Consider the following 24,710-nt stretch of genomic DNA (forward strand, 5'->3'; position numbering starts at 1 on the left):
GAGGTTGGATGAAAACCCTTTGGCAACACTGTCACGTCGCAACCATGGCTGACGGCACCTACTCGATCATCGAGGATGCCGCCCTGGTCACCGCCGATTCGCTGATCGAATGGATCGGCCCGCGCAGCCAGTTGCCGGCGGCGGACTACGCTCAGGTGCATGACCTGCGAGGCGCCTGGGTCACCCCCGGGCTGATCGACTGCCATACCCACACCGTGTTCGGCGGCAACCGCAGCGGCGAATTCGAGCAGCGCCTTCAGGGCGTGAGCTATGCCGAGATCGCCGCCCAGGGCGGCGGCATTGCCAGCACCGTGCGCGCCACGCGTGCCGCCAGCGAAGACGAGTTGTTCGCCAGCGCCCACAAGCGCCTGCGCAGCCTGTTGAGAGACGGCGTGACCACGGTGGAGATCAAGTCCGGCTACGGCCTGGACCTGGCCAACGAACGCAAGATGCTGCGCGTGGCCCGTCGCCTCGGTGACGCGCTGCCGGTGAGCGTGCGCGCCACGTGCCTGGCCGCACACGCACTGCCGCCGGAGTACAAGGACCGTGCCGACGATTACATCGAGCACATCTGCAACGAGATGCTGCCGGCCCTGGCGGCAGAGGGGCTGGTGGATGCGGTCGACGCGTTCTGCGAGTACCTGGCGTTTTCCACCGAGCAGGTGGAGCGCGTGTTCAAGGTTGCCCGGCAGCTTGGCTTACCGGTGAAGCTGCACGCCGAGCAATTGTCGTCGCTGCACGGCTCCAGCCTGGCGGCACGCTACCACGCGCTGTCGGCCGATCATCTGGAGTTCATGACCGAGGAAGACGCCCTCGCCATGGCCGCCTCTGGCACTGTCGCGGTATTGCTGCCGGGCGCGTTCTACTTCCTGCGCGAAACCCAGCTGCCGCCGATGGACGCCCTGCGCAAACACGGCGTGAAAATCGCCATCGCCAGCGACCTCAACCCCGGGACCTCGCCGGCACTGTCGGTGCGCCTGATGCTGAATATGGCGTGCACCCTGTTCCGCATGACGCCCGAAGAAGCCCTGGCCGGCGCCACCCGGCATGCGGCCACCGCGCTGGGCATGGGCGACACCCATGGTTCACTGGAAGTGGGCAAGGTCGCCGATTTTGTCGCCTGGCAGATTGATCGCCCCGCCGACCTGGCCTACTGGCTGGGCGGCGACCTGGACAAACGCGTGGTGCGCCACGGCGTCGACGTCACTGTGTAAGGAGCATTTGCTGTGGATAAGGTTCTGAACTTCAAACAAGGCTGCACGCCGCTGCTGATCAGCATGCCCCACGCCGGCCTGCGTCTCACGCCCGCCGTCGAGGCGGGGCTGATTCCCGAGGCACAAAGCCTGCCGGACACCGACTGGCACATCCCCACGCTGTACGACTTTGCCGAGGCGTTGGGAGCCAGCACCCTCTCGGCGGAGTACTCGCGGTTTGTCATCGATCTGAACCGGCCGTCGGACGACAAGCCGCTCTATGCCGGCGCTACCACCGGCCTGTATCCGGCAACATTGTTCGATGGCGTGCCATTGTTCCGTGAAGGCCTGGAGCCGAGCGAGGCAGAGCGCGCCAGCTACCTGCAAAAGATCTGGGGGCCGTATCACCGCGCGCTGCAAGAGGAACTGGTACGACTCAAGGCCGAGTTCGGCTACGCGCTGCTGTTCGATGCGCACTCGATCCGCTCGGTGATCACGCACCTGTTCGACGGCAAACTCCCGGACTTCAACCTCGGCACCTTCAACGGCGCCGCCTGCGACCCCGAACTGGCCAGCCAGCTGGAAGCCATCTGCGCCAGGCATCCGCAGTACACCCATGTGCTCAACGGACGCTTCAAGGGTGGCCATATCACTCGGCATTACGGTAACCCGGCGCAGGATATCCACGCGGTGCAACTGGAGCTGTGCCAGAGCACCTACATGGAAGAGGTTGAACCGTTCCGCTATCGCCCTGACCTGGCGGAACCGACGCGGGTGGTGCTCAGGCAGTTGCTTGAGCAGATGCTGGCCTGGGGTCAGGCGCGCTATGCATAGACACAACACAGAACGCCTGTGGAAGGGAGAAAGCCCGCTAACGTTGACTTTCAGGTAACCACATCCCTGTGGCGAGCGGGCTTGTCCCGCGTTGGGCTGCGCAGCAGCCCTGAAACCATGCTCTGCGAAGGGTCAGGTACACCGCGTTTTCCTTGATAGGGGGCGCTTCGCACCCCAACGCGGGGCAAGCCCGCTCGCCACAGAGGCTCCAGTTTGCGCCGTGGCAGCGCTAAGTGCCCCAGATTGCAGGGTATTCACAGCGTTGCCTGCTCAAGGACATGCTCATTGCACAATTCGGGTTTATAGTGCCAGACGGCAAAATAAAAGACGTCCCCCCAGGGATGAACCCGACCCCCTACGGAGCGCGCAATGCAGACTTGGTACCCGCAGATCAAACCCTACGCCCGGCACGATCTGGCCGTCGATGACACCCATACCTTGTATGTCGATGAAAGTGGCTCCCCCGAAGGCTTGCCTGTGGTGTTCATTCACGGCGGCCCGGGCTCCGGTTGCGATGCGCAGAGCCGCTGCTATTTCGATCCGAACCTGTACCGCATCGTCACCTTCGACCAGCGCGGCTGCGGGCGCTCCACCCCCCGCGCGAGCCTGGAAAACAACACCACCTGGGACCTGGTCGCCGACCTTGAGCGCATCCGCGAGCACCTGGGCATCGACAAATGGGTGCTGTTCGGCGGTTCCTGGGGCTCGACGTTGTCGCTGGCCTACGCCCAGACCCACCCCGAGCGCGTGCATGGGCTGATCGTTCGCGGCATTTTCCTGGCGCGCCCGCAGGACATTCACTGGTTTTACCAGGAAGGCGCCAGCCGCCTGTTCCCCGACTACTGGCAGGACTACCTCGCGCCGATCCCGGCGGACGAGCGCCACGACATGATTGCGGCCTACCACAAGCGCCTTACCGGCAACGACCAGATCGCCCAGATGCACGCGGCCAAGGCCTGGTCCGGCTGGGAAGGGCGCATGCTCGGCCTGTGCCCGAGCCCACAACATGTGGAGCGGTTCTCCGAGCCGCAGCGGGCGCTGTCCATCGCGCGTATCGAATGTCACTATTTCACCAACAATTCCTTCCTGGAACCCAACCAGCTGATTCGCGACATGCACAAGATCGCCCATCTGCCTGGCGTCATCATTCACGGTCGCTACGACATGATCTGCCCGCTGGATAACGCCTGGGAGCTGCATCAGGCCTGGCCCAACAGCGAGCTGCAAGTGATCCGCGAAGCCGGGCATGCGGCCTCCGAGCCCGGCATCACCGATGCTCTGGTGCGCGCGACCGGCGAGATGGCACGGCGCCTGCTTGATCTGCCGCCAGAAGAAGCATGAAAGGGCTGCTGCAACGGGTGCGTGGCGCCCGGGTCGAAGTGGCCGGTGAAGTCGTAGGGGCCATTGACCAGGGTTTGCTGGTGCTGGTGGCGGTCGAGCCTTCAGATACGCCGCAAAGCGCCGACAAATTGCTGCACAAGCTGCTTAACTACAGGGTGTTCAGCGACGACGAGGGCAAGATGAACCTGTCGTTGAAGGACGTTGACGGCGGCTTGCTGCTGGTGTCGCAGTTCACCCTGGCGGCGGATACCAAAAGCGGGTTGCGGCCAAGCTTCACCACGGCGGCACCGCCTGCCCTGGGCGCGGCGCTTTTTGATCACTTGTTGTTACAAGCGCAACAATTGCATGGCAGGGTGGCTTCAGGGCGTTTCGGCGCCGATATGCAGGTGCATCTGGTCAATGATGGCCCTGTGACCTTCCTGTTACAGACGTGAATGTACTAAAAACGACTTCAAGGCCAAAAATCGTGGGGTTTCGCTATAAATACTTTGTTGTCCCTGATGCGTTGTCTCGCGGGCTACTAGATAATCGCGCGCTACGGGGATCAGCGTGGTTTGGTCCAATTTTGACTTAGGTAGAGACTTGTCTGACCACCAGCGGGGAATCATTTTGCCCCATGGGAGTCGGAACAATGCTCGCCAACCTGGCATTTAGATAGCTGGCCGTTGGTTTTTTGATCTGTTTTCGGCGAGGGTTGCTCGTGATTGTTAGTCCCTGTAATGCACCAAAATTGTCTGCCAAACGGTTACGAAACGCACTGGTAACGGGCTCTGCCCTGTTTTGCCTGTTCGGCGCGGGTCAACTGTGGGCATTCAGTCTGGACGATGTGTCGGCCAAGGCTAAAGAGCTGGCTGGGCAGAAATACGAAGCTCCGCGCAGCAATCTGCCGAACGAATTCCGTGAAATGAAATTTGCGGACTACCAGAAAATTCGTTTCCGCAACGAGAAAGCCGAATGGGCCGATCAGAACACCCCGTTCAAGCTGTCCTTCTATCACCAGGGTATGCACTTCGATACACCGGTGAAGATCAACGAAGTGACCGCCGACAGCGTTCAGGAAATCAAATACGACCCGACGCGCTTCGATTTCGGCGACGTCAAGTTTGATCCCAAGGCCACCGAACAACTGGGTTACGCCGGTTTCCGTGTGCTGTACCCGATCAACCAGAACGACAAGCAAGACGAAATCATGACCATGCTCGGCGCGAGCTATTTCCGCGTCGTCGGCAAGGGCCAGACCTACGGCCTGTCCGCGCGTGGCATGGCGATCGATACTGCCCTGCCGTCCGGCGAAGAGTTCCCGCGCTTCACCGAATTCTGGGTCGAACGCCCCAAGCCCGGTGAAAAACAACTGGTCATCTATGCGCTGCTCGACTCGCCACGCGCCACCGGCGCTTACCGCCTGACTCTGCGCCCTGGCAGCGACACCATTGTCGACGTCAAATCGCAGATGTTCCTGCGTGACAAGGTCAGCAAGCTCGGCGTTGCGCCGTTGACCAGCATGTTCCTGTTCGGCGCCAATCAGCCGTCCAAGGTGCTCAACTACCGCCGCGAGCTGCATGATTCCAGCGGCCTGTCGATCCATGCCGGCAACGGCGAGTGGATCTGGCGCCCGCTGAACAATCCAAAACACTTGTCGGTCAGCAACTTCGGCGTCGAGAACCCGCGTGGTTTCGGCCTGCTGCAACGTGGCCGCGACTTCAGCCACTATGAAGACCTCGACGACAACTATGACAAGCGCCCAAGCGCCTGGATCGAGCCTGAAGGCGACTGGGGCAAAGGCACCGTCGACCTGGTAGAGATCCCGACCGCTGACGAGACCAACGACAACATCGTTGCGTTCTGGAGCCCGGCCGAACTGCCGAAAGTCGGCGAGCCGCTGGACGTTTCCTATCGCCTGCACTGGACCATGGACGAAAAAGCCCTGCACCCGACCGACAGCGCCTGGGTCAAGCAGACCTTGCGTTCGACCGGCGACGTCAAGCAGTCCAACCTGATCCGTCAGCCGGATGGCACCGTGGCCTACCTGGTGGACTTCGAGGGTCCGTCCCTGAAGAACCTGCCGCCCGATGCTCCGGTGCGCAGCCAGGTGAGCGTTGGCGACAACGCCGAACTGGTTGAAAACAGCGTGCGCTACAACGAGCACACCAAAGGCTGGCGTTTGACCCTGCGCATGAAGATCAAGGACGCAGGCAAGCCGACCGAAATGCGTGCCGCACTGGTGCAGGATGTTGCCCCGCCTGCCCCCGAGCAGGACACCAGTCACGTGCTCAAGGCTGACAAAGTGCTGGCCAAGCAACACGAAAAACAGGCTAAAAAGGACGCCAAGGAAGCGAAAGACAAGGAAGCCAAGCAGCCGGACGCCGCCCCAGTCACACCAGAGCCGATCAAGACCGAACAAGTCCTGAGCGAGACCTGGAGCTACCAGTTGCCAGCCGATGAGTAATTCTCAAGCCAAGCCAGAGACGTTGTCCGAGTACCTGGCGCATCTGCCGATGACCGCTGAGCAACGGGCCGAACTGGCCGGTTGCTCATCCTTCAGCGAGCTGCACGAACGCCTGTCGTCCGCCACCTTCGACGCACCAGTCGACGCCGCCCAGGCGTCGGTTGGCCGGCGCCTGACGCTCAACAGCGCCGAAGAGCTGCAGGACGCGGAAATGCTCGCGCTCGATGCCAGCGGTCGCGTGTGCCTCAAGGCCACGCCGCCGATCCGGCGCACCAAGGTCGTGCCGGAGCCATGGCGCACCAATATCCTGGTGCGCGGCTGGCGCCGTATCACCGGGCGCTCCAACCCGCCCGCGCCACCCAAGGACGAGCGCGTATTGCCGGCCGCGCGCTGGCGTACCGTGGGTTCGATCCGCCGCTATATCCTGCTGGTGCTGATGCTCGGCCAGACCATCGTGGCCGGCTGGTACATGAAAGGCATCATGCCGTACCAGGGCTGGTCGCTGGTCGACTTCGACGAGATCCGCAACCAGACCCTGCTGCAAACCGCCACCCAGGTCCTGCCTTACGCCCTGCAAACCAGCATCCTGATCATGTTCGGGATTCTGTTCTGCTGGGTGTCGGCGGGTTTCTGGACCGCGTTGATGGGCTTCCTCGAATTGCTGACCGGCCACGACAAATACCGGATCTCCGGTAAAAGCGCCGGCGACGAGCCCATTCCGAAAGACGCGCGCACTGCGCTGGTGATGCCGATCTGCAACGAAGACGTGCCGCGCGTATTCGCGGGTTTGCGCGCCACGTTCGAATCGGTGGCCGCCACCGGTGACCTGGATCGCTTCGACTTCTTCGTGCTCAGCGACAGTAACGAAGCCGACATCTGCATCGCCGAACAGCAAGCCTGGCTCGACGTGTGCCGCGAAGCCGGCGGTTTCGGCAAGATTTTCTATCGCCGTCGTCGTCGTCGCGTCAAGCGCAAGAGCGGCAACCTCGACGACTTCTGCCGTCGCTGGGGCGGTGAATACAAGTACATGGTGGTGCTCGACGCCGACAGCGTGATGAGCGGCGAATGCCTGACCAGCCTGGTGCGCCTGATGGAAGCCACGCCGGATGCCGGGATTATCCAGACCGCGCCGCGTGCGTCGGGCATGGACACCCTGTATGCGCGCATGCAGCAGTTCGCTACCCGTGTTTATGGCCCGCTGTTCACCGCCGGCCTGCACTTCTGGCAGTTGGGTGAATCCCACTACTGGGGTCACAACGCGATCATCCGCATGAAGCCGTTTATCGAGCATTGCGCCCTGGCGCCATTGCCGGGCAAAGGCGCGTTCGCCGGTTCCATTCTGTCTCACGACTTCGTTGAAGCCGCGCTGATGCGCCGTGCCGGCTGGGGCGTGTGGATTGCCTACGACCTGCCGGGCAGCTACGAAGAACTGCCGCCGAACCTGCTCGACGAACTCAAGCGTGACCGTCGCTGGTGCCACGGCAACCTGATGAACTTCCGCCTGTTTCTGGTCAAGGGCATGCACCCGGTGCACCGTGCGGTATTCCTCACCGGCGTGATGTCTTACCTGTCGGCGCCGCTGTGGTTCCTGTTCCTGGTGCTGTCCACCGCGTTGCTGGCGGTAAACACGCTGATGGAGCCGCAATACTTCATGGCGCCGCGCCAGTTGTATCCGCTGTGGCCGCAATGGCATCCGGACAAGGCGGTGGCGCTGTTCTCCACCACCATCGTGCTGCTGTTCCTGCCTAAACTGCTGAGCATCATCCTGATCTGGGCCAAGGGCGCGAAAGAGTTCGGTGGCAAGTTCAAGGTGACCCTGTCGATGCTGCTGGAGATGCTGTTCTCCATGCTGCTGGCGCCGGTGCGCATGATCTTCCACACCCGCTTCGTGCTCGCCGCGTTCCTCGGCTGGGCTGCGACCTGGAATTCGCCGCAGCGTGACGACGACTCCACACCCTGGAGCGAAGCGGTCAAGCGCCACGGTCCGCAAACCGTGCTGGGCTTCCTGTGGGCACTGCTGGTGGTGTGGTTGAACCCAAGCTTCCTGTGGTGGCTGGTGCCGATTGTCGGGTCGCTGATGCTGTCGATTCCGGTGTCGGTGATCTCCAGCCGGGTCAACCTGGGTCTCAAATCCCGCGACGAGAGCCTGTTCCTCATCCCAGAGGAATACAACCCTCCGCAGGCGCTGCTGTCGACCGAGAAGTACACCCACGAAAACCGCTGGCACGCCCTCAATGACGGGTTCGTGCGTTCGGTGGTCGACCCGCAGCAGAACGCCCTGGCCTGTGCCCTGGCGACCTCGCGGCACCGTGAAGCGGAGCCGATCGAGTACCTGCGCGTCGAGCGTGTGCGCCATGCGTTGAAAGTCGGCCCTGCCGGCCTGACCAACGCCGAGCGTGTGGCCTTGCTCAGCGACCCGGTCGCCCTGGCTCGCCTGCATGAACAGGTATGGAGCGAAGGGCATGCCGAGTGGCTTGACGCCTGGCGTGCCTCGATCAAGGCTGATCCGCACGCGCCTTTGCTGCCACTGCAGCCACAAGTGTCGCGGGCCCAACCGGCCTGATTCAGACGCCCCCGAGGGTTCTCCTCGGGGGCGTTTCCAGCGCGGATCCTACAGCGTTTCCCGCTTCTTCCTTTAAGCGTTAACCCCTTGTTATTTCGAAACAAAAGACCTTTGTTCGAGACGTATTGCGGCGCCTGTGGCTGGGGTAGCATCGCCCCCCACATTCAATGCGCCACGGGGCACTCATGATCAAAAGGTTTTGTTCGGCACTGCTGATCGGCGCTGTCGCATTGACGCACGCCGGCGTGTCGGCGGCCGGTGCGCTGGACGACGCGGTGCGCCGTGGCGTGCTCAAAGTAGGCACCACGCCCACTTACACCCCTTTCGAAATGAAGGACAGGCAGGGACGCATTGTCGGTTTCGAGATCGACCTGCTGCGCACCATGAGCCGTGCCCTCGGTGTCGAGCTGGAGTTGGTCGTGGTGCCGTATACAGAGTTGGTGCCGGGGCTGATGGCGAAGAAATTCGACCTCATCGGCAGCGGCATGACCGTCACCCAGGAGCGCAACCTCACGCTCAACTTCAGCGACTCCTTTATCGTGGTGGGCCAGACCGTGCTGCTGCATCCGCGGCTGGCCGGTAAGGTGTCCAGCATCGAAGACCTCGACGAGGCGGGCTATCACATCGCTGTCAGTCAGGGCACCACCGGCGAGGCTGCCGCGCGACGTTTTCTGCGCACGCCCCGGTTCAGCAGTTTCGTCACCCCCGAGGAAGGTGTGCGGCAGGTGGTGGAGGGCAAGGCCGATGCGTTCATTCACGATGCGCCCTACAACCTGATTGCCATGGCGCGTCCGGAAAACGCCACGTTGCTGGCCCTGGAGCAGCCCTTCACCTTTGAGCCGCTGGCGTTCGGCCTCAAAAAGGGCGATTACGACAGCGTCAACTGGATCAACCACTTTCTCAATCAGGTGGCCCAGGACGGCACCTATGATCACCTGCACGACAAGTGGTTCAAGGACACTGACTGGATGGCGGACGTCGAGTGAAGGTCATGACGCCGACAAGATTTACCCGTGAAACCTTTGTGACAGGCAGCGAGTGAGTTAGGATCGCACCCCGAAATGGTGCAGCCCTTTTTGCGCGCCGACCTTACAAGAATGGTTCAGGGGACTTGATGATGAAAAAGTATCTGTCGATGCTGATGCTCGGCGTCACTGCGCTGGTAGCCGCCACGGCGGCCCAGGCCGGCGCCATCGATGATGCGGTCAAGCGCGGCACGCTCAAGGTCGGCATGGACCCGACCTACATGCCGTTCGAGATGACCGACAAGCGCGGTGAAATCATCGGTTTCGAAGTCGATATCCTCAAGGCCATGGCCAAGTCCATGGGCGTCAAGCTGGAGCTGGTGTCCACCGGCTACGACGGCATCATCCCGGCCTTCCTCACCGGCAAGTTCGACATGATCGGCAGCGGCATGACCCTGACCCAGGAGCGCAACCTGCGCCTGAACTTCAGCGAACCCTTCATCGTGGTCGGCCAGACGCTGCTGATTCGCAAGGAGCTGGAAGGCACCATCAAGTCCTACAAAGACCTCAACGACGAGAAGTACCGCCTGACCTCCAAGCTCGGCACCACCGGTGAGATGGTCGCCAAAAAGCTGATCGCCAAAGCCAAGTACCACGGCTACGACAACGAACAGGAAGGCGTGCTGGACGTGGTCAATGGCAAGGCCGACGCGTTCGTCTACGACGCACCGTACAACGTGGTCGCCGAGAAAAAGGTCGGCAACGGCAAGCTGGTGTTCCTCGACGAACCCTTCACTTTTGAACCCTTGGCGTTCGGCCTGAAGAAGGGCGACTACGACAGTCTCAACTACATCAACAATTTTCTGCACCAGATCCGCAACGACGGCACCTACGATCGCATCCATGACAAGTGGTTCAAGAGCGCCGAGTGGCTCAAGGACATGGAATAAGCCTGGCTGAGCACCGCGTCGCGGCCTTCGCGAGCAAGCCCGCTGCCACACTTGGAACGCACTCCAACGGTGGGAGCGGGCTTGCTCGCGAAGACGGCATCACAGGCGAAAAATCTTTCGGAAAGTGAAATGAAACAGAAAAAAGCCCAATGGCCCTGGCACCTGCTGACCGTAGTCGTGCTGGTCGGCCTGGCTGGCGCGTTGTATTACGCCACCTCGCTGATGGCCTACGAGTGGCGCTGGAACCGCGTGCCGCAGTACTTCGCCTATCAGGCCGAAGAAGCCCAGCGCGCTGCGGACATCTCCACCGTTATCGAACTGGTGCGCAAGGGCGACATCGCTGAAGTGACCCTGCGCAATGACGCCGGCGCCGAGCAACGCGTGAGCGTGGCAGACAACAGCCTGCAAGTGGCGCGCGGCGATGATGTGGCCGAAGGCGATGTGATTGGGGTGAACCGCCATTGGGCACTTGGCCCGCTGATGTGGGGCTTGTGGACAACCTTGTGGCTGTCGGTGGTCTCCGGGGTCCTCGGGTTGGCGATTGGCCTGGCGATCGGACTGTGCCGACTGTCCAGCAACCCCACCTTGCGCGACCTGTCGACGCTCTACGTCGAACTGGTGCGTGGCACGCCGCTGCTGGTGCAGATCTTCATCTTCTATTTCTTCATCGGCACGGTGCTCAACCTGTCCCGGGAGTTCGCCGGGATCGCCGCACTGTCGTTGTTCACCGGCGCCTATGTGGCGGAAATCGTGCGGGCCGGCGTGCAGTCCATCACCCGTGGCCAGGACGAGGCCGCGCGTTCCCTCGGCCTGAGTGCCAGCCAGTCGATGCGTCACGTGGTACTGCCGCAGGCCTTCAAGCGCGTACTGCCGCCTCTGGCCGGGCAATTTATCAGCCTGGTGAAAGACACGTCGCTGGTCTCGGTCATCGCCATCACCGAACTGCTCAAAAGCGGCCGTGAGGTGATCACCACCTCGTTTTCGCCGTTTGAAATCCTGTTCTGCGTCGCAGGCCTGTACCTGCTGATCAACCTGCCGCTGTCGAAAATGGCCAGCCGGCTTGAGCGGAGGCTCGCGCAAAGTGATTGAAGTCCGCGATCTGGTAAAAGTCTTTGATACCCGTGGGCAGGTGGTGCGTGCGGTCGATCACGTCACCACCCAGGTGGCCAGGGGCGAGGTGCTGGTAGTGATCGGTCCGTCCGGTTCCGGCAAGTCCACCTTCCTGCGCTGCCTTAACGGCCTGGAAGCCTTCGACTCGGGCTCGGTGAGCATCGACGGCCTGCAACTGGCCGACCCCAAGACCGATGTGAACGCCTACCGCCGCGAGGTCGGTATGGTGTTCCAGCACTTCAACCTGTTCCCCCACATGACCGTGCTGGAAAACCTCTGCCTGGCGCAAAAAGTGGTGCGCAAGCGCGGTAAAAAGGAGCGCGAAGCCAAGGCCCTGGCGCTGTTGGAAAAGGTCGGCATTGCGCAGAAAGCCAATGAGTTTCCCTCACGCCTCTCCGGCGGGCAGCAACAGCGGGTGGCGATTGCCCGCGCCCTGGCCATGGAGCCCAAGGTGATGCTGTTCGACGAGCCCACCTCGGCGCTGGACCCGGAAATGGTCGGCGAAGTGCTGGACGTGATGAAGACCCTGGCCCTGGAAGGCATGACCATGGTCTGCGTCACCCACGAAATGGGTTTTGCCCGTGAAGTGGCTGATCGGGTGCTGTTCTTCGACCACGGCAAGTTGCTCGAAGACGCGGCCCCGGCCGAATTCTTCGCCGCGCCCAGGGACCCGCGTGCCCAGGCGTTTCTGCGTCAGGTCCTGTAGCGGTCAGACCTTGAACTGCTCGACGCACTGCTGCAGGCTCACGCCCAGCCGTGCCAGTTCAACACTCGCCGCTGCCGTCTGTTCGGTGGCGGTGGCGGTCTGCTCCGAGGCGTCGCGCACTTTCAACACGCTGCGATTGATCTCTTCGGCCACCGCGCTCTGCTGTTCGGCCGCTGCCGCAATCTGCGGATTCATGTCCTGGATAACCGCGACGGTGCGGGCAATCTCCGTCAGCGCATCGCCAGCGTTGCGCGCCAGGCCGACGCTGCTGTCGGTGAGGGTGCGGCTGTGGTCCATGATGTCGGCCACTTGTTGCGTGCCACTGTGCAGGCCGCTGATCAGCCCTTCGATTTCCTCGGCGGACTGCTGGGTGCGCCGGGCCAGTGTGCGGACTTCGTCGGCCACCACCGCAAACCCCTGACCGGCTTGGCCGGCGCGTGCCGCTTCAATGGCGGCGTTGAGCGCCAGCAGGTTGGTCTGCTGCGAGACGGACTTGATCACGTCCAGCACGCTGCCGATTTTCTGGCTTTCCCGTTGCAGCGCCAGCATGGCCTGGCTTGAGCGCGCCATTTCATGGGCCAGGTGTTCGATTTGCGCCACGACATCGGTCACCACCTGATCGCCGATTTCGGTCTGTTGATTGGCTGCACTGGCAGCAATTGAAGCCTGTTCGGCATGCCGCGCGACCTCCTGGGCAGTCGCCAGCATCTGGTTCATGGCGGTCGCCACCTGCTCGGTTTCCGCGCGCTGATGGTTCACCCCGGCGCGTGTTTGTTCGGTGACCGTGGACAGCTCCTCGGCCGCGCTGGCGACTTGTCGTGCGTTGTCGCTGATGTTGCCAATCAGCCCGCGTAAATTCGCCGTCATCTGGTTCATGCTGCGTTGCAACTGCCCCAGCTCATCCTTGCGTCGGGTTTGCAGGTCGTCGCTGAGGTCGCCCTGGGCAATGCGGTTGGCCATCGACAGTGCCTTGCGCAACGGCTTGACGATTTGCCCGGCAATCAGCCACGCCGCCAGCGCGCCGAACAGCAAGGCGGCAGCGGTGATGAGCAAGGTATGGGTGCGCGCCTGCTCGGCCTCGCCGTCGCGGCGCTGGGTCTGGTCCTGGCTTAGCAGATCACTTTGCGCGAGCAATTGGTCCAGCAGCTGCTCCAACTGGTTTTGCCGGGCTTCGGTGCTCAGTTGCGTGTCCTTGAGCCGTGTGAGATGGGTGCGGATGCCCAGCACGGTGGTGTTCAACAGGTTGCTGTTGACCGGCAACTTCGCCACGGCGGCCTGAGCCTGTTCCAGGTCGCGTTCGGCATCGCTGACCGATTGCGCGTAGGTCTCCAGTGAGCTGGCGGCCCAGGCCGGGCTTTGCGCACGGTCGTCGGCCTGTTCGATGGCCTGACGCAGGTCTTCCACGGCATCCAGGGCTTTTTGATCGTCCTGATCGGGCAGGTCGCTGGCCAGTTGCGTCAGCACGTCGCCGGTCTGCGCGGAATTTTCCTTGAGCTTCGCGCGGGCGGTCTCGCGCTGCTCAACCAGTGCCGGCACCTCCTTGAGGCGGTTTTTGAAGGTGCCGGAAATACGGGTAATCTCCTGCTGGTACTCGGCCGCCTTGGGCGCCTTGAGTCGGCTGGGAAGCTGCCTCAGCAGGTCATCGACTTTCTGCATGCCGGTGCCCAACTTGTTGAGGCTGTCGGCATCGTTCAGGGTTCGGTAAACAATGCGGTCCGCGCGCAATTTTTCACCGGCCACCGCCAGTTGCGACAGCAGCGTTAGCGTCTGCGAGCGGTAGAGAGACGCCTCCAGGGCTTGCCAGCCCGTCGTGGCAATCACGAGGCTCAGGGCGAGTACCAGGGAAAACCCCAGGATCAGTTTGAAGGTGACACTCAGGTCACCCAGCAGATGAGTCATTCGACGAAGCATGATCGACCTCCAACGGGAACGTAACCGGCGTGGTTAAACGCTAGCCCCATTGATGGTCAGGCGGGCCTGATAAACGCGTAGGAAATTTCAGAGGTGGCCGGCGGCGACCGAGATCCGGTCGCCGCACAGGCAAGTGCGTCAGACCCGGAAGCGGCTGACCAATGCTTGCAGATGGGTGCCCAGGCGTGCCAGTTCGGTGCTCGAAGCGGCGGTTTCTTCGCTGGCCGCAGCGGTCTGCTCCGAGATGTCGCGCACGTTCAGCACGCTGCGGTTGATCTCTTCAGCCACGGCGCTTTGCTGCTCGGCGGCGGTGGCGATCTGCGAGTTCATCGCCTGGATGGTCGACACCGTCAGCGTGATGCTCGACAGCGCAGTGCCGGCGCGACGGGTCAGCTCGACGCTGCTGTCGGTCAGACCACGGCTGTTGTCCATGATGGTTGCCACCTGCTGGGTGCCGCTCTGCAGGCCGACGATCAGCTCGGCGATCTCCTCGGTGGACTTCTGGGTACGCTGCGCCAGGCTGCGCACTTCGTCGGCGACCACGGCAAAACCGCGTCCGGCCTCGCCCGCCCGCGCGGCCTCGATGGCGGCGTTGAGCGCGAGCAGGTTGGTCTGCTGGGCCACGGATTTGATCACGTCGAGCACGCTGCCGATCTTGTCGCTTTCGCGCTGCAGATGGCCCATGGCCTCGGTGGAACTGCCCACCTCGGCGGCCAGGCGTTCGATCTGGGCGATGGCTTGCGCTACCACCTTGTCGCCTTCACGGGCCTGTTGGTCGGCGGCCACTGCGGCTTCAGAAGCCTCTTCGGCGTTGCGCGCCACTTCCTGCACGGTGGCGGCCATTTCGTTCATGGCGGTGGCCACCTGGTCGGTCTCGACCTTCTGGCTGTTGACCCCTGCACTGGTCTGTTCGGTAACCGCCGACAACTGCTCGGCCGCGCTGGCGATCTGGGTCACGCCGTCGCTGATGCCGCCGATCAACTCACGCAGCCCCAGGGTCATGCTTTGCATGGCCCGTTGCAGTTGGCCCAGTTCGTCCTTGCGGCCGGACTCGAGGTTGTGGCTCAAATCGCCCGAGGCCACGCGCTCGGCGACCTGCAGGGTCTGGTTGAGCGGGATGATGATCTGGCGCGTGATCGCCCAGGCGGCGAACAGGCCCACGATCAATGCCAGCGCGGCGGCCAGTAGCAGCAGGTATTTGGCTTGCGCGGCATCGCGGTCGCGCACGGCGGTCTGTGAAACCGTGAGTTTTTCGCTGTGCCCCATCAGGATCTCGCCCTGGGCGTTGATGGTCTTCAGCGCAGCGGCGGCGGCCGTCTGGGAGTCACGGTACTGGCTGACGGCGGCACGGTAGGCCTGCAGCGACACGCCGGCCTGTTGCAGGTTGGTCAGGTACTGCGCCGGCAGTTGGCCTTCGAGTTCGCTGGCTTTCTTGAGCGCGTTGTCGATGGCGTCCAGCGCGGGCTGTTCGGCCTCGACCTTGCCGCTGTAGGTGTAGCCGCGTACCTGAAAGCGTGCCTGCTGAATCAGTTTGCTCAGGCTCACCACGCTGTTGAACTGGCTGACGCTGTCGCCTTGCAGCAGCGCGGCTTCGATCTCGTTGATTTTGGCCACGGCGTTGTCGGCAGTATCGCCCAGCTTGCTGCGCGCGCCTTCACGCTTGAGCCCTGCCTGGACCATGGCGGCGAAGGCCTTTTTGTACTGGCTCAAGGCTTCCTGCTGCTGTTCGACCAGGGCCTTGTCGTCGGGTTGCTCGATCAACTGCGCGGCTTTTTTCAGGCCGTCGTCCAATTGTGCGATCAGGCTGTCGACCGCGCCGGTGCCTTGCTCGCCGCGGCGCATTTCGAAGTCCAGGCGCGCCAGACGCAGGTCTTTGGTCACGCCGTTGAGGCTGGAGATGTAACCCAGCTTGTCACCCCGACCAATCACATCGCCCAGGCTGGTCCAGCCGGTGAAGGTGATCATTAATGTCAGCACCAATACCAGGCCAAAACCCACGGCCAGCTTGGTTTTGACGCTGACATTACCCAGCTTTTCGGCTAACTGACGATACATGTTGCAAACTCCCCTGGAACAAGGCTTGGACTTATTCAGGGGCTATCGGCAGGGGCTCGGGATTCTGTAGCCGTGCATACCCGCTGTCGCAGGGTTTTTTCAGAAAAGGCGGGCGAGCAGGGCGGTGACGGCGGTCTCGACGCGCAGGATGCGCGCGCCCAGTTGCACCGGTTGCAGGCCAGCCCTGGTCAGCAGGTCCACCTCGTAGGGGATCCAACCGCCTTCGGGGCCGATGGCCAGCGTGACGGGCTCGTCGAGGCCGCGTGGGCAGGGCGGGTAGTCGCCGGGGTGGCCGATCAGGCCGAGGGTGCCTTCGGTCATGGCCGGCAGGCGATCCTCGACGAACGGCTTGAAGCGCTTCTCGATGATGATCTGCGGCAGTACCGTGTCGCGGGACTGTTCCAGGCCGAGAATCAGCTGCTCACGTACCGCCTCTGGCTCCAGGAAAGGCGTCTGCCAAAAGCTTTTTTCCACCCGATAGCTGTTGAGCAGCACCACCCTCGGCACACCCATGGCCGCCACGGTTTGCAGCACGCGGCGCAGCATCTTCGGGCGGGGCAGGGCCAGCAGCAGGGTCAGCGGCAGTTTGGCCGGCGGCGGCTGGTCGAAGCTGACGTGCAGCTCTGCCTCGGCGGCTTCCAGGCGCAGCAGTTGCGCGTCGCCCATCAGCCCGCCGATGCGGCCAACGCGCAGGTTGTCGCCAACGGCGGCGCGGTGGACGTCCTGCATGTGCACCAGGCGCCGGTCGCGCAGCACCACGCGGTCGGCCGCGATGAAGTCGGCCTCCTCGAGCAGCAGCAAGTTCACGGCTGGGTCGCTGGCGGCTGTTCGTCGTCAGGCTGGTCTTCGGGGTGTTCGCCCCGCTTGCTGATCAAACCGCTGAACAGGATGCCGATCTCGAACAGCATCCACATTGGTACGGCCAGCAGGGTCTGGGAGAAAATGTCCGGCGGCGTGAGGATCATGCCCACCACAAAGCAGCCGATGATCACGTACGGGCGGATCTTCTTCAGGTACTTCACGTCGACCACGCCGATCCACACCAGCAGCACCACGGCCACCGGGATCTCGAAAGCCACGCCGAAGGCGAAGAACAGCGTCATTACAAAGTCGAGGTAGCTGGTGATGTCGGTCATCATTTCCACCCCGGCCGGAGTGGCGGCGGCGAAGAACTTGAAGATCAGCGGGAACACCAGAAAGTACGCAAACGCCATGCCGGTGTAGAACAGCAGGATGCTCGACACCAGCAACGGCACCGCAATGCGCTTCTCGTGCTTGTACAGGCCCGGCGCGATAAAGCCCCAGATCTGATGCAGGATGACCGGGATCGCGAGGAACAGCGAGACCATCATGGTCAGCTTCAACGGCGTGAGGAACGGCGACGACACATCGGTGGCGATCATCGTTGCGCCCACCGGCAGGTACTGGCGCAGAGGCGTGGAGACGAAGGTGTAGATCTGCTGGGTGAAGGCGAACAGCCCGGCAAAGATGATGAAGATCGCCGCCACGCAACGCAGCAGGCGGGTACGCAGCTCGGTGAGGTGCGAGACCAGCGGCATGTGCTGGTCGGTTTCCGGTTTATCAGCGCTCATGGGGCTCGCGGCGGCAATGTAGGGTCATGGGGAGCGGGCGCTGCAACAGGCGCCGGCGCGGGTTCTGTGGGAACGGTCGGCGGCGCGGGCGGGGTTTCAACCACCGGTGCGATGCTGTTGGCCGCAGGCTCCGCCGGTTTGGCGGGCTCCTGCACCGGCGTCAGAATCTTGCGCGCCTCCTGCTCCAGCGACAGGATGTGTTCGTTGTGCAACTGGCGGCGGATTTCATCAGCGCCGATTTCCCGCTCAACTTCCTGTTTGATCGCATTGAAACTGCGTTTCAGGCGACCGATCCACAGGCCCGCCGTGCGTGCTGCACCGGGCAGCCGTTCCGGCCCCAGCACCAGCAGGGCAACCAGGCCGACGAGGAGCAGTTCAGAGAAGCTGATACCAAACATTAGTCAGTACTCACAGGTCTTTGCGGGTCGGCTCTTCGACTTTCTCAGCCTGCACGTCGAAGGTGCGACGCTCGGTGATCGGCTGGGTGGCCTGCGGGTGCACGGGTTGGGCCGGCGGCACAGGATTGACCACAGGATCGGCGGGCTTTTCATCGTCGTTCATGGCCTTGCGAAAGCCCTTGATTGACTCGCCGACATCGGTGCCGAGGTTTTTGAGTTTTTTGGTACCGAATACCAACACCACCACCACAAGAATGACGATCCAGTGTTTCCAGTCAAAAATGCCCATGCTGCAAATCCTCCAGTCTTAGTTATTCAAGCGGACGGGCGCGAGGCCTTTTCGGCGTGCCCGGACAAGCCGAAGCGGCGGTCCAGTTCATCCAGCACGGCCTGTGGATGCTGCCCCAATTGGGCGAGCATGACCAGGCTATGGAACCACAGGTCTGCGGTTTCATAGATGACATCGCTGCAATCACCGCTGATCTGCGCATCCTTGGCGGCAATGATCGTCTCGACGGACTCTTCGCCGAGCTTCTCCAGAATCTTGTTCAGGCCTTTGTGGTAGAGGCTGGCAACATAGGAACTGTCGGCGTCCGCGCCTTTGCGCGCTTCCAGCACCTGGGCCACACGGTTGAGGGTATCGCTCATGTTCAGTGTCCTGCGGAGTAGATGGCGTGCGGGTCTTTGAGCACCGGCTCCACCACTTTCCACTCGCCGTTCTCGAACACGCGGTAGAAGCAGCTGTGACGCCCGGTGTGGCAGGCGATGCCGCCGATCTGCTCGACCTTGAGGATCACCACGTCGCCGTCGCAGTCCAGGCGCAGCTCGTGCAGGGTTTGCACATGCCCGGACTCTTCGCCCTTGCGCCACAGTTTGCCACGCGAGCGTGACCAGTAAATGGCGCGCTGCTCGGTGGCAGTCAGGCTCAGGGCCTCGCGGTTCATCCAGGCCATCATCAATACGCGCCCGGTCTTGTAGTCCTGGGCAATGGCCGGCACCAGGCCGTCACTGTCCCACTTGATCTCGTCCAGCCAGTCTTTCATGTTCGGCTCCGGCAATTTGCGACAGTGTATAACCGGATTGGCTATCGACGCACGATCAGATAGATACCCACGGCCACCATGACCCCGGCCGGCCAGAAGCCCAGCTCGTTCAACGGCCCGCCGATGGCGAGCATCACGCCCCCCACCAGGTGCGCGGCACCGAGCAGGCGCAGGAACCAGTCGTCCTTGCGCTTGCGCCATGGCGGCTCCGGGTCCTTGGCATGGGGCTGGGACATGCGCTCCAGCAGGTCACGGGTCATGTTGGCCAGATGGGGCAGTTGCTCCATCTGGCTGTACATGTTGCCGATCATGGTTTTCGGACTCATGCGCTCGCGCATCCAGCGTTCCAGGAACGGTTGGGCGGTGTTCCACAGGTCCAGGTCCGGGTAAAGCTGGCGGCCCAGGCCTTCGATGTTGAGCAGGGTTTTTTGCAGCAAGACCAACTGCGGCTGCACTTCCATATTGAAGCGCCGCGCGGTCTGGAACAGGCGCATCAGCACCTGACCGAAGGAAATATCTTTTAACGGTTTTTCAAAGATCGGCTCGCACACCGTGCGAATCGCCGCTTCGAATTCGTTGAGCTTGGTTTCCGCCGGCACCCAGCCCGAGTCGATGTGCAACTGCGCCACGCGGCGGTAGTCGCGCTTGAAGAAGGCGAACAGGTTGCGCGCCAGGTAGTCCTGGTCTTCCGGGGTGAGGCTGCCGACGATGCCGCAGTCGATCGCAATGTACTGCGGGCTCCATGGGGTGACGGTGCTGACGAAGATATTGCCGGGGTGCATGTCGGCATGGAAGAAACTGTCGCGAAATACCTGGGTGAAGAAGATCTCCACGCCGCGCTCGGCGAGCATTTTCATGTCGGTGCGCTGGTCGGCCAGGGCAGCGAGGTCGGTGACCTGCAGGCCGTAGATGCGCTCCATCACCAGCACCTTGGGGCGGCACCAGTCCCAATACACTTGCGGCACATACAGCAACTGTGAGCCTTCGAAATTGCGTCGCAGCTGGCTGGCGTTGGCCGCTTCGCGCAGCAGGTCGAGCTCGTCGTAGATGGTTTTTTCGTAGTCGGCAACCACATCCACCGGGTGCAGCAGGCGCGCATCGGCAGAGAAGCGTTCGGCGGCGCGGGCGAGAACGAACAGCCATGCCAGGTCCTGGCCGATGATCGGCTTGAGGCCCGGGCGAATCACTTTCACCACCACTTCTTCGCCGGTCTTGAGCTGCGCGGCGTGCACTTGCGCGACCGAGGCCGAGGCCAGCGGCTCGACGTCGAAACGCCGGAACACTTCGCTGATCTTCTTGCCCAGCTGGGCTTCGATCAGCGCCATCGACTGCTGTGAGTCGAACGGCGGTACGCGGTCCTGCAACAGCATCAGTTCGTCGGCGATGTCTTCGGGCAGCAGGTCGCGGCGGGTAGAGAGGATCTGCCCGAACTTGATGAAGATCGGTCCCAGGTCCTGCAATGCCAGACGCAGGCGCGCGCCACGGCTCAGCTCGAGCTTTTTGCGCGGCAGCCAGCGCCACGGCAGCACATAGCGCACCGCCAGCAACAACCAAGGCAGCGGCAAGGCGAACAGCAGGTCATCGAGGCGGTAGCGCATGACCACGCGCTGGATACGAAACAAACGGCGGACGGCGAGCAGCTTCATGCGTTATCGCTTGGATCAAGGGAACGGCTCAGGCGCTCGAAGCGGGCCTCAAGGCGTTCCAGGTCGATTTTGGCCTTGTCGAGTTCACGAAAGCGCGCCTGCGCTTCTCGCTCCCCGACCAGGGTGCGCGCTTCTTCGCTCAGGTATTCGGCGAGGTTCTGGTTGAGGCTGGCAAACCCCTGTTGATACCACTGCGCGCGGCTGCGCAGGTGCCCGCTGATCAATGGGGTGGCCACTGGACCAAGCCAGCGCGACAGCTCGTATTCCCAGTCCAGCTCCAGGTCCTGCAACACGGCGGCCAGGTCCATCAGCACCGCGCTTTCGCCTTCCAGGTGCACCTGCGGGCTGTGCAGGATGGCGGTCTTGTTGCGGCTCAGCGCCAGGTGCAACAGGCTGGAGGCCGGCGCGCGCAGGGTGCAATCGGCTTCGGCCGCCCATTGTGTGGCGAGCAGCAGGCCTTCATCGCTGGGCAGGATGAACAGCTGCAGGGCCGGGCGGGTGCAATCGACGGCAATCACCTTGCCGTTCAAGTGCCCCAGCCGCGCCAGGGCGGTACTGTCCAGGCGCAGTACACGGTTGAGGCCGTGTTCGACGCCGGCAAGAAGGCCCGCGAGCAGCATCAGGGTTTGATGCCGCGGTGCAGGGCGACAATGCCTGAGGTCATGTTGTGGTAGGTGACACGGTCGAAACCGGCTTCCACCATCATCGACTTGAGGGTTTCCTGATCGGGGTGCATGCGGATCGATTCGGCCAGGTAGCGATAGCTCTCGGCATCGTTGGTGATCAGCTTGCCCATCAGCGGCATGAAGGCGAACGAGTAGGTGTCGTAGACCTTGGACATCAGCGCGTTGGTCGGCTTGGAGAACTCCAGCACCAGCAGGCGACCGCCGGGCTTGAGCACGCGCAGCATCGAGCGGATCGCGTCTTCCTTGCGGGTCACGTTGCGCAGGCCGAAGGCGATGGTCACGCAGTCGAAATGGTTGTCCGGGAACGGCAGTTTTTCCGCGTCGGCCTGGACGAACTTGATGTTGTCGGCCACGCCCTTGTCCAGCAGGCGATCACGGCCGACCTTGAGCATCGAGCCGTTGATGTCCGCCAGCACCACCTGGCCGGTGGGGCCGACCAGCCTGGAAAACTTGGCCGCCAGATCGCCGGTGCCGCCGGCAATGTCCAGCACGCGGTTGCCGGTGCGTACGCCCGACAACTCGATGGTGAAGCGCTTCCACAGACGGTGCATGCCGCCCGACAGCACGTCGTTCATCAGGTCGTACTTGGCCGCCACGGAGTGGAACACCTCAGCGACCTTTTCCGCTTTCTGGCTTTGCGGGACGTTCTTGAAGCCGAAGTGAGTGGTGGGTTCGGCATCGCTGCCTTTGCGCTGATCAGTCATATCGCTGTCACCAAAAGAGAATGCGGCACATGATAATCCCCAAGGCCTGCTTTGTCTTGGCAAGGCTGCAGGTAAGATAGGTGCTTATCGAGACCTTTTGCCGCATTGAAGGTTTCTCAGCCCCTCTTGAAAGGAGTCATTGGCATGGCCCGTATAACCGTTGAGCGTGAGCATTCCCTGGGTAAGGAAGGGGCGCGGGCGAAGGCCGACACGCTGGCGCAGAAACTCCAGGACAAGTACGGCGTGGCGTCGGTCTGGTCTGGCGATACCTTGAACCTCAAACGCTCGGGGGTTAAGGGCACGGTTCGGGTGGATGAAGACTTGCTGCGTATTGACGTGGAACTGGGACTGTTGATGTCGGCCATGAGCGGCACGCTTAAAACCGAGATCGAAAAGGCACTGGACAAGGCGCTGGCCTGATCGATTGTACTTAGGGTGCCGATTCTAATTTTCCAGCCTACTTTGTGCTCAAGCCCTCAACTCCTGCGGGCCGATTCCCGCCCTGATTGATGTGAGGTGCACCATGGCCAACGTTATGCTGCGAAAAAAAATCGATGTTCAGCCGGCTGTCTTCAGTGACGTTAAACGCTACGCCCGCACGATCTGGCTGGCAGGTCTTGGTGTCTATGCCAAGGTCGGCGGCGAGGGCAGCGAGTACTTCAATGAACTCGTCAAGAGCGGTCAACATGTTGAAAGTAAAAGTAAAAAAGTTGCCGTTGAACAAGTGGCTGCGGCTAACAGTCAGATTGATCAAGTCAAGCGTCATCTCTCAAGCATCAAAGGCCTGGTTGAAGTTCAACTGGATAAAGTTGAACACGCTTTTGACTCGCGTGTTGCAAGTGCCTTGAATCGAATCGGCATTGCGTCTAAACATGATGTTGAGACACTCTCTGCTAAGCTCGAAGCGCTGACGGCATTGCTCGAACGTGTCGCGCGTAAACACTAAGGAGACACCGGAATGGCTGTTAAAAAGACTACTCAGAAAGAAAGCAGCTCGTGGGTCGGGGAAGTTGAAAAATATTCCCGCAAGATCTGGCTTGCTGGTTTAGGCGTGTATTCGAAGGTTAGCAGTGACGGCGGCAAATACTTCGAGACCCTGGTCAAGGACGGCGAAAAAGCCGAGAAGTTGACCAAGACCACAGTGGGTAAAAAAGTCGACGCGGCCAAGGCCAGCGCCGGCTCCGCCAAGTCGAGCATTTCCGACACGTGGAGCAAGTTGGAAGAGACTTTCGACAAGCGCCTTAACAGTGCCATTTCGCGTCTGGGCGTGCCGAGCAAGGCAGAACTCAAGACCCTGCACAGCAAGGTCGATACCTTGACCCGACAGATTGAAAAACTCACTGGCGCCAAGGCGGCTCCCGTGAAGACAGCGGCGGCCAAGCCTGCTGCCAAGCCGGCGACTGCTAAAACGGCCGCCGCCAAACCTGCTGCAAAAAGCGCGGCCAAGCCTGTCGCCAAGGCCCCGGCCAAGGTGGCTGCCAAGCCTGCTGCAAAAACCGCAGCAGCCAAGCCAGTAGCCAAGCCAGCGGCCAAACCGGTGGTGGCCAAAGCAGCGGCCAAGCCGGCAGCGAAGCCCGCGACGAAGGCCGCTGCAAAACCTGCTGCAAAAACCGCTGCTGCAAAACCTGCTGCCGCCAAACCTGCTGCGAAACCTGCCGCCAGGAAACCAGCCGCTGCGAAGAAACCCGCCGCTGCCAAGCCGGCAACCTCGGCATCAACCGCCTCCGCAGCCAACTCGGTCTCTGCACCGGCGGCAACCTCGACGGCGACGCCGGTCACCCCGACGCCAACCAGTCAGTCCTGATTTTTTTGGGGCACGCAAAAACGCCCGGCCTGCGAAGGTCGGGCGTTTTTTTGTGTTCGAAACACAGCGCTTGAATAAGTGCCCGTTAAACCGGGTCTTGCAGGTAACGCATTGCCAGCCGTTCGGTGGCCTGGCGTGCCGGCGGCAACAGGTGCGGCGCCACCAGCATCATGATCTGGTAGACCACCACCTGCACCTCACCGACTCGGCCGAGAACGCGCTGATAGTCCAGTGAAAACAGCAGGGTCAGGGTGATCTGCTCCACCAGTTGCCCCAGCGCCTGGGTATCGCTTACCAGTTGCCCGTCGGCCTTGAGCCGCGCCAGCAACGAAGCGAGGGTGCGCTTGAGGGCAGTGAGCAGGTGGCGAATGCCCTTGGCCAGCTTGGGCAGGCGTCCGGCCAGGTTGGACAGGTCCTGGAACAGAAACCGGTAATGCGCCATGCGCTCGACAATCAGGTGCAGGAACAGCCAGTAATCCTGGGGCTCCAGGTGCGCGCCGGCGGGCGGATCGAGCAGCGGCGCCAGTTCGGCCTGAAAACGCTCGAACAGCCCGAGCACCAGCGGCTCCTTGCCATGGAAGTGGTAGTAGAGGTTGCCGGGGCTGATCCCCATTTCATTGGCCACCTCCATGGTCGACACGTTGGGTTCGCCCTTGTGGTTGAACAACTGCAGGGCACATTCAAGGATACGGTCGCGGGTCTTCATCCGGTCTTCTTGGGTTGATCGTTGAGTAGAGCGCAGGCGCACACAGGTGGCCGGCAG

At 62.1% G+C, this 24,710-nt stretch carries 25 protein-coding genes and 1 pseudogene; 13 read left to right on the plus strand and 13 right to left on the minus strand.

Going from position 1 to position 24,710, the window contains the following annotated elements; all coding sequences use genetic code 11:
• Positions 1-8: 8 nt before the first annotated feature.
• The 10 genes from hutI (at position 9) to LUB09_RS12565 (ending at position 12,108) form a co-directional block, all read left to right on the plus strand.
• Positions 9-1,214 carry an imidazolonepropionase gene (gene hutI, locus LUB09_RS12520; RefSeq protein ID WP_231422709.1) on the plus strand — a complete coding sequence of 402 codons (1,206 nt, stop codon included), beginning with the start codon at positions 9-11 and terminating at the stop codon, positions 1,212-1,214.
• Positions 1,215-1,226: 12 nt separating this feature from the next.
• Entirely contained in the window at positions 1,227-2,027 is an 801-nt protein-coding gene (gene hutG / locus LUB09_RS12525; RefSeq protein ID WP_231422710.1) for an N-formylglutamate deformylase, read from the plus strand.
• 369 nt (positions 2,028-2,396) lie between these two features.
• Positions 2,397-3,368, plus strand: a complete 972-nt coding sequence (gene pip / locus LUB09_RS12530; protein ID WP_003237417.1) for a prolyl aminopeptidase — start codon at positions 2,397-2,399, stop codon at positions 3,366-3,368.
• Entirely contained in the window at positions 3,365-3,802 is a 438-nt protein-coding gene (gene dtd, locus LUB09_RS12535) for a D-aminoacyl-tRNA deacylase (RefSeq protein ID WP_209987520.1), read from the plus strand. Before pip ends, dtd begins: the two co-directional genes overlap by 4 nt.
• 266 nt (positions 3,803-4,068) lie before the next feature.
• Positions 4,069-5,814: a glucan biosynthesis protein G gene (locus tag LUB09_RS12540; protein ID WP_209987523.1), complete on the plus strand. Its 1,746-nt coding sequence runs from the start codon at positions 4,069-4,071 to the stop codon at positions 5,812-5,814.
• Positions 5,807-8,377 (plus strand): glucans biosynthesis glucosyltransferase MdoH, encoded by a 2,571-nt coding sequence (gene mdoH / locus LUB09_RS12545; protein WP_209987525.1) that lies wholly within the window; start codon positions 5,807-5,809, stop codon positions 8,375-8,377. The genes LUB09_RS12540 and mdoH overlap by 8 nt, the downstream gene beginning before the upstream one ends.
• 185 nt (positions 8,378-8,562) lie before the next feature.
• Positions 8,563-9,363 carry a transporter substrate-binding domain-containing protein gene (locus tag LUB09_RS12550; RefSeq protein ID WP_231422711.1) on the plus strand — a complete coding sequence of 267 codons (801 nt, stop codon included), beginning with the start codon at positions 8,563-8,565 and terminating at the stop codon, positions 9,361-9,363.
• A gap of 131 nt (positions 9,364-9,494) precedes the next feature.
• The gene (locus LUB09_RS12555; protein ID WP_209990623.1) at positions 9,495-10,292 is read left to right on the plus strand and encodes a transporter substrate-binding domain-containing protein; all 798 of its coding nucleotides are present in this window, start codon (positions 9,495-9,497) and stop codon (positions 10,290-10,292) included.
• Between the two features lie 129 nt (positions 10,293-10,421).
• Complete coding sequence (locus LUB09_RS12560) at positions 10,422-11,381, plus strand: amino acid ABC transporter permease (protein ID WP_231422712.1); 960 nt, start codon at positions 10,422-10,424, stop codon at positions 11,379-11,381.
• Entirely contained in the window at positions 11,374-12,108 is a 735-nt protein-coding gene (locus LUB09_RS12565) for an amino acid ABC transporter ATP-binding protein (protein ID WP_209987533.1), read from the plus strand. The genes LUB09_RS12560 and LUB09_RS12565 overlap by 8 nt, the downstream gene beginning before the upstream one ends.
• Before the next feature lie 3 nt (positions 12,109-12,111).
• Here LUB09_RS12565 and LUB09_RS12570 read toward each other — a convergent pair whose 3' ends face one another.
• The 12 genes and pseudogenes from LUB09_RS12570 to ubiE all read right to left on the minus strand — a co-directional run bounded on the left by LUB09_RS12570 (position 12,112) and on the right by ubiE (position 22,143).
• On the minus strand, positions 12,112-14,019 hold the full coding sequence (locus LUB09_RS12570) for a methyl-accepting chemotaxis protein (RefSeq protein WP_231422713.1): 1,908 nt from the start codon (positions 14,017-14,019) through the stop codon (positions 12,112-12,114).
• Between the two features lie 138 nt (positions 14,020-14,157).
• Positions 14,158-15,030 carry a methyl-accepting chemotaxis protein gene (locus LUB09_RS24065; RefSeq protein WP_373460636.1) on the minus strand — a complete coding sequence of 291 codons (873 nt, stop codon included), beginning with the start codon at positions 15,028-15,030 and terminating at the stop codon, positions 14,158-14,160.
• A 33-nt stretch (positions 15,031-15,063) separates the two neighbouring features.
• Positions 15,064-16,074, minus strand: a pseudogene (locus LUB09_RS24070) (methyl-accepting chemotaxis protein); the annotation flags it as partial.
• Between the two features lie 99 nt (positions 16,075-16,173).
• Positions 16,174-16,881: a 16S rRNA (uracil(1498)-N(3))-methyltransferase gene (locus tag LUB09_RS12580; protein ID WP_231422715.1), complete on the minus strand. Its 708-nt coding sequence runs from the start codon at positions 16,879-16,881 to the stop codon at positions 16,174-16,176.
• Positions 16,878-17,666 (minus strand): twin-arginine translocase subunit TatC, encoded by a 789-nt coding sequence (gene tatC / locus LUB09_RS12585; protein ID WP_231422716.1) that lies wholly within the window; start codon positions 17,664-17,666, stop codon positions 16,878-16,880. The genes LUB09_RS12580 and tatC overlap by 4 nt, the downstream gene beginning before the upstream one ends.
• Complete coding sequence (gene tatB, locus LUB09_RS12590; protein ID WP_057008529.1) at positions 17,663-18,064, minus strand: Sec-independent protein translocase protein TatB; 402 nt, start codon at positions 18,062-18,064, stop codon at positions 17,663-17,665. Before tatB ends, tatC begins: the two co-directional genes overlap by 4 nt.
• 10 nt (positions 18,065-18,074) lie before the next feature.
• On the minus strand, positions 18,075-18,353 hold the full coding sequence (locus tag LUB09_RS12595; RefSeq protein WP_003237389.1) for a twin-arginine translocase TatA/TatE family subunit: 279 nt from the start codon (positions 18,351-18,353) through the stop codon (positions 18,075-18,077).
• Positions 18,354-18,379: 26 nt separating this feature from the next.
• The gene (locus LUB09_RS12600) at positions 18,380-18,712 is read right to left on the minus strand and encodes a phosphoribosyl-ATP diphosphatase (RefSeq protein ID WP_209987548.1); all 333 of its coding nucleotides are present in this window, start codon (positions 18,710-18,712) and stop codon (positions 18,380-18,382) included.
• A 2-nt stretch (positions 18,713-18,714) separates the two neighbouring features.
• The gene (hisI, locus tag LUB09_RS12605) at positions 18,715-19,107 is read right to left on the minus strand and encodes a phosphoribosyl-AMP cyclohydrolase (protein ID WP_231422717.1); all 393 of its coding nucleotides are present in this window, start codon (positions 19,105-19,107) and stop codon (positions 18,715-18,717) included.
• 41 nt (positions 19,108-19,148) lie between these two features.
• On the minus strand, positions 19,149-20,753 hold the full coding sequence (ubiB, locus tag LUB09_RS12610) for a ubiquinone biosynthesis regulatory protein kinase UbiB (RefSeq protein WP_209987551.1): 1,605 nt from the start codon (positions 20,751-20,753) through the stop codon (positions 19,149-19,151).
• Positions 20,750-21,373: a ubiquinone biosynthesis accessory factor UbiJ gene (locus LUB09_RS12615; RefSeq protein ID WP_231422718.1), complete on the minus strand. Its 624-nt coding sequence runs from the start codon at positions 21,371-21,373 to the stop codon at positions 20,750-20,752. Before LUB09_RS12615 ends, ubiB begins: the two co-directional genes overlap by 4 nt.
• Positions 21,373-22,143 carry a bifunctional demethylmenaquinone methyltransferase/2-methoxy-6-polyprenyl-1,4-benzoquinol methylase UbiE gene (gene ubiE, locus LUB09_RS12620; RefSeq protein ID WP_209987558.1) on the minus strand — a complete coding sequence of 257 codons (771 nt, stop codon included), beginning with the start codon at positions 22,141-22,143 and terminating at the stop codon, positions 21,373-21,375. Before ubiE ends, LUB09_RS12615 begins: the two co-directional genes overlap by 1 nt.
• 144 nt (positions 22,144-22,287) lie before the next feature.
• Here ubiE and LUB09_RS12625 point away from each other — a divergent pair, with 144 nt between their 5' ends.
• The 3 genes from LUB09_RS12625 to LUB09_RS12635 all read left to right on the plus strand — a co-directional run bounded on the left by LUB09_RS12625 (position 22,288) and on the right by LUB09_RS12635 (position 23,947).
• Positions 22,288-22,563, plus strand: a complete 276-nt coding sequence (locus tag LUB09_RS12625) for a polyhydroxyalkanoic acid system family protein (RefSeq protein WP_209987560.1) — start codon at positions 22,288-22,290, stop codon at positions 22,561-22,563.
• 103 nt (positions 22,564-22,666) lie between these two features.
• Positions 22,667-23,089, plus strand: coding sequence for a phasin family protein (locus LUB09_RS12630; protein WP_231422719.1), 423 nt, complete (start codon positions 22,667-22,669; stop codon positions 23,087-23,089).
• Between the two features lie 12 nt (positions 23,090-23,101).
• Positions 23,102-23,947: a phasin family protein gene (locus tag LUB09_RS12635; protein ID WP_231422720.1), complete on the plus strand. Its 846-nt coding sequence runs from the start codon at positions 23,102-23,104 to the stop codon at positions 23,945-23,947.
• 85 nt (positions 23,948-24,032) lie between these two features.
• On the opposite strand, the gene LUB09_RS12640 is transcribed toward LUB09_RS12635, so the two are convergent.
• A complete protein-coding gene (locus tag LUB09_RS12640; RefSeq protein ID WP_231422721.1) occupies positions 24,033-24,653 on the minus strand; it encodes a TetR/AcrR family transcriptional regulator in 621 nt (206 codons plus the stop codon).
• Between the last annotated feature and the right edge of the window lie 57 nt (positions 24,654-24,710).

Origin of the sequence: Pseudomonas sp. Leaf59, from assembly GCF_920984685.1 — a bacterium.
In the GTDB taxonomy this organism is placed as follows: Bacteria; Pseudomonadota; Gammaproteobacteria; order Pseudomonadales; family Pseudomonadaceae; genus Aquipseudomonas.

Coding starts and splice junctions, on each gene's coding strand:
- ubiE (WP_209987558.1), bottom strand. CDS start 22,143: ATGACTGATCAGCGCAAAGGCAGCGATGCCGAACCCACCACTCACTTC.
- LUB09_RS12630 (WP_231422719.1), top strand. CDS start 22,667: ATGGCCAACGTTATGCTGCGAAAAAAAATCGATGTTCAGCCGGCTGTC.
- LUB09_RS12635 (WP_231422720.1), top strand. CDS start 23,102: ATGGCTGTTAAAAAGACTACTCAGAAAGAAAGCAGCTCGTGGGTCGGG.
- LUB09_RS12560 (WP_231422712.1), top strand. CDS start 10,422: ATGAAACAGAAAAAAGCCCAATGGCCCTGGCACCTGCTGACCGTAGTC.
- ubiB (WP_209987551.1), bottom strand. CDS start 20,753: ATGAAGCTGCTCGCCGTCCGCCGTTTGTTTCGTATCCAGCGCGTGGTC.
- LUB09_RS12625 (WP_209987560.1), top strand. CDS start 22,288: ATGGCCCGTATAACCGTTGAGCGTGAGCATTCCCTGGGTAAGGAAGGG.
- LUB09_RS12615 (WP_231422718.1), bottom strand. CDS start 21,373: ATGCTGCTCGCGGGCCTTCTTGCCGGCGTCGAACACGGCCTCAACCGT.
- LUB09_RS24065 (WP_373460636.1), bottom strand. CDS start 15,030: ATGCAAAGCATGACCCTGGGGCTGCGTGAGTTGATCGGCGGCATCAGC.
- LUB09_RS12640 (WP_231422721.1), bottom strand. CDS start 24,653: ATGAAGACCCGCGACCGTATCCTTGAATGTGCCCTGCAGTTGTTCAAC.
- LUB09_RS12600 (WP_209987548.1), bottom strand. CDS start 18,712: ATGAGCGATACCCTCAACCGTGTGGCCCAGGTGCTGGAAGCGCGCAAA.
- LUB09_RS12555 (WP_209990623.1), top strand. CDS start 9,495: ATGAAAAAGTATCTGTCGATGCTGATGCTCGGCGTCACTGCGCTGGTA.
- pip (WP_003237417.1), top strand. CDS start 2,397: ATGCAGACTTGGTACCCGCAGATCAAACCCTACGCCCGGCACGATCTG.
- dtd (WP_209987520.1), top strand. CDS start 3,365: ATGAAAGGGCTGCTGCAACGGGTGCGTGGCGCCCGGGTCGAAGTGGCC.
- tatB (WP_057008529.1), bottom strand. CDS start 18,064: ATGTTTGGTATCAGCTTCTCTGAACTGCTCCTCGTCGGCCTGGTTGCC.
- LUB09_RS12595 (WP_003237389.1), bottom strand. CDS start 18,353: ATGGGCATTTTTGACTGGAAACACTGGATCGTCATTCTTGTGGTGGTG.
- LUB09_RS12570 (WP_231422713.1), bottom strand. CDS start 14,019: ATGCTTCGTCGAATGACTCATCTGCTGGGTGACCTGAGTGTCACCTTC.
- tatC (WP_231422716.1), bottom strand. CDS start 17,666: ATGAGCGCTGATAAACCGGAAACCGACCAGCACATGCCGCTGGTCTCG.
- hisI (WP_231422717.1), bottom strand. CDS start 19,107: ATGAAAGACTGGCTGGACGAGATCAAGTGGGACAGTGACGGCCTGGTG.
- LUB09_RS12550 (WP_231422711.1), top strand. CDS start 8,563: ATGATCAAAAGGTTTTGTTCGGCACTGCTGATCGGCGCTGTCGCATTG.
- hutI (WP_231422709.1), top strand. CDS start 9: ATGAAAACCCTTTGGCAACACTGTCACGTCGCAACCATGGCTGACGGC.
- mdoH (WP_209987525.1), top strand. CDS start 5,807: ATGAGTAATTCTCAAGCCAAGCCAGAGACGTTGTCCGAGTACCTGGCG.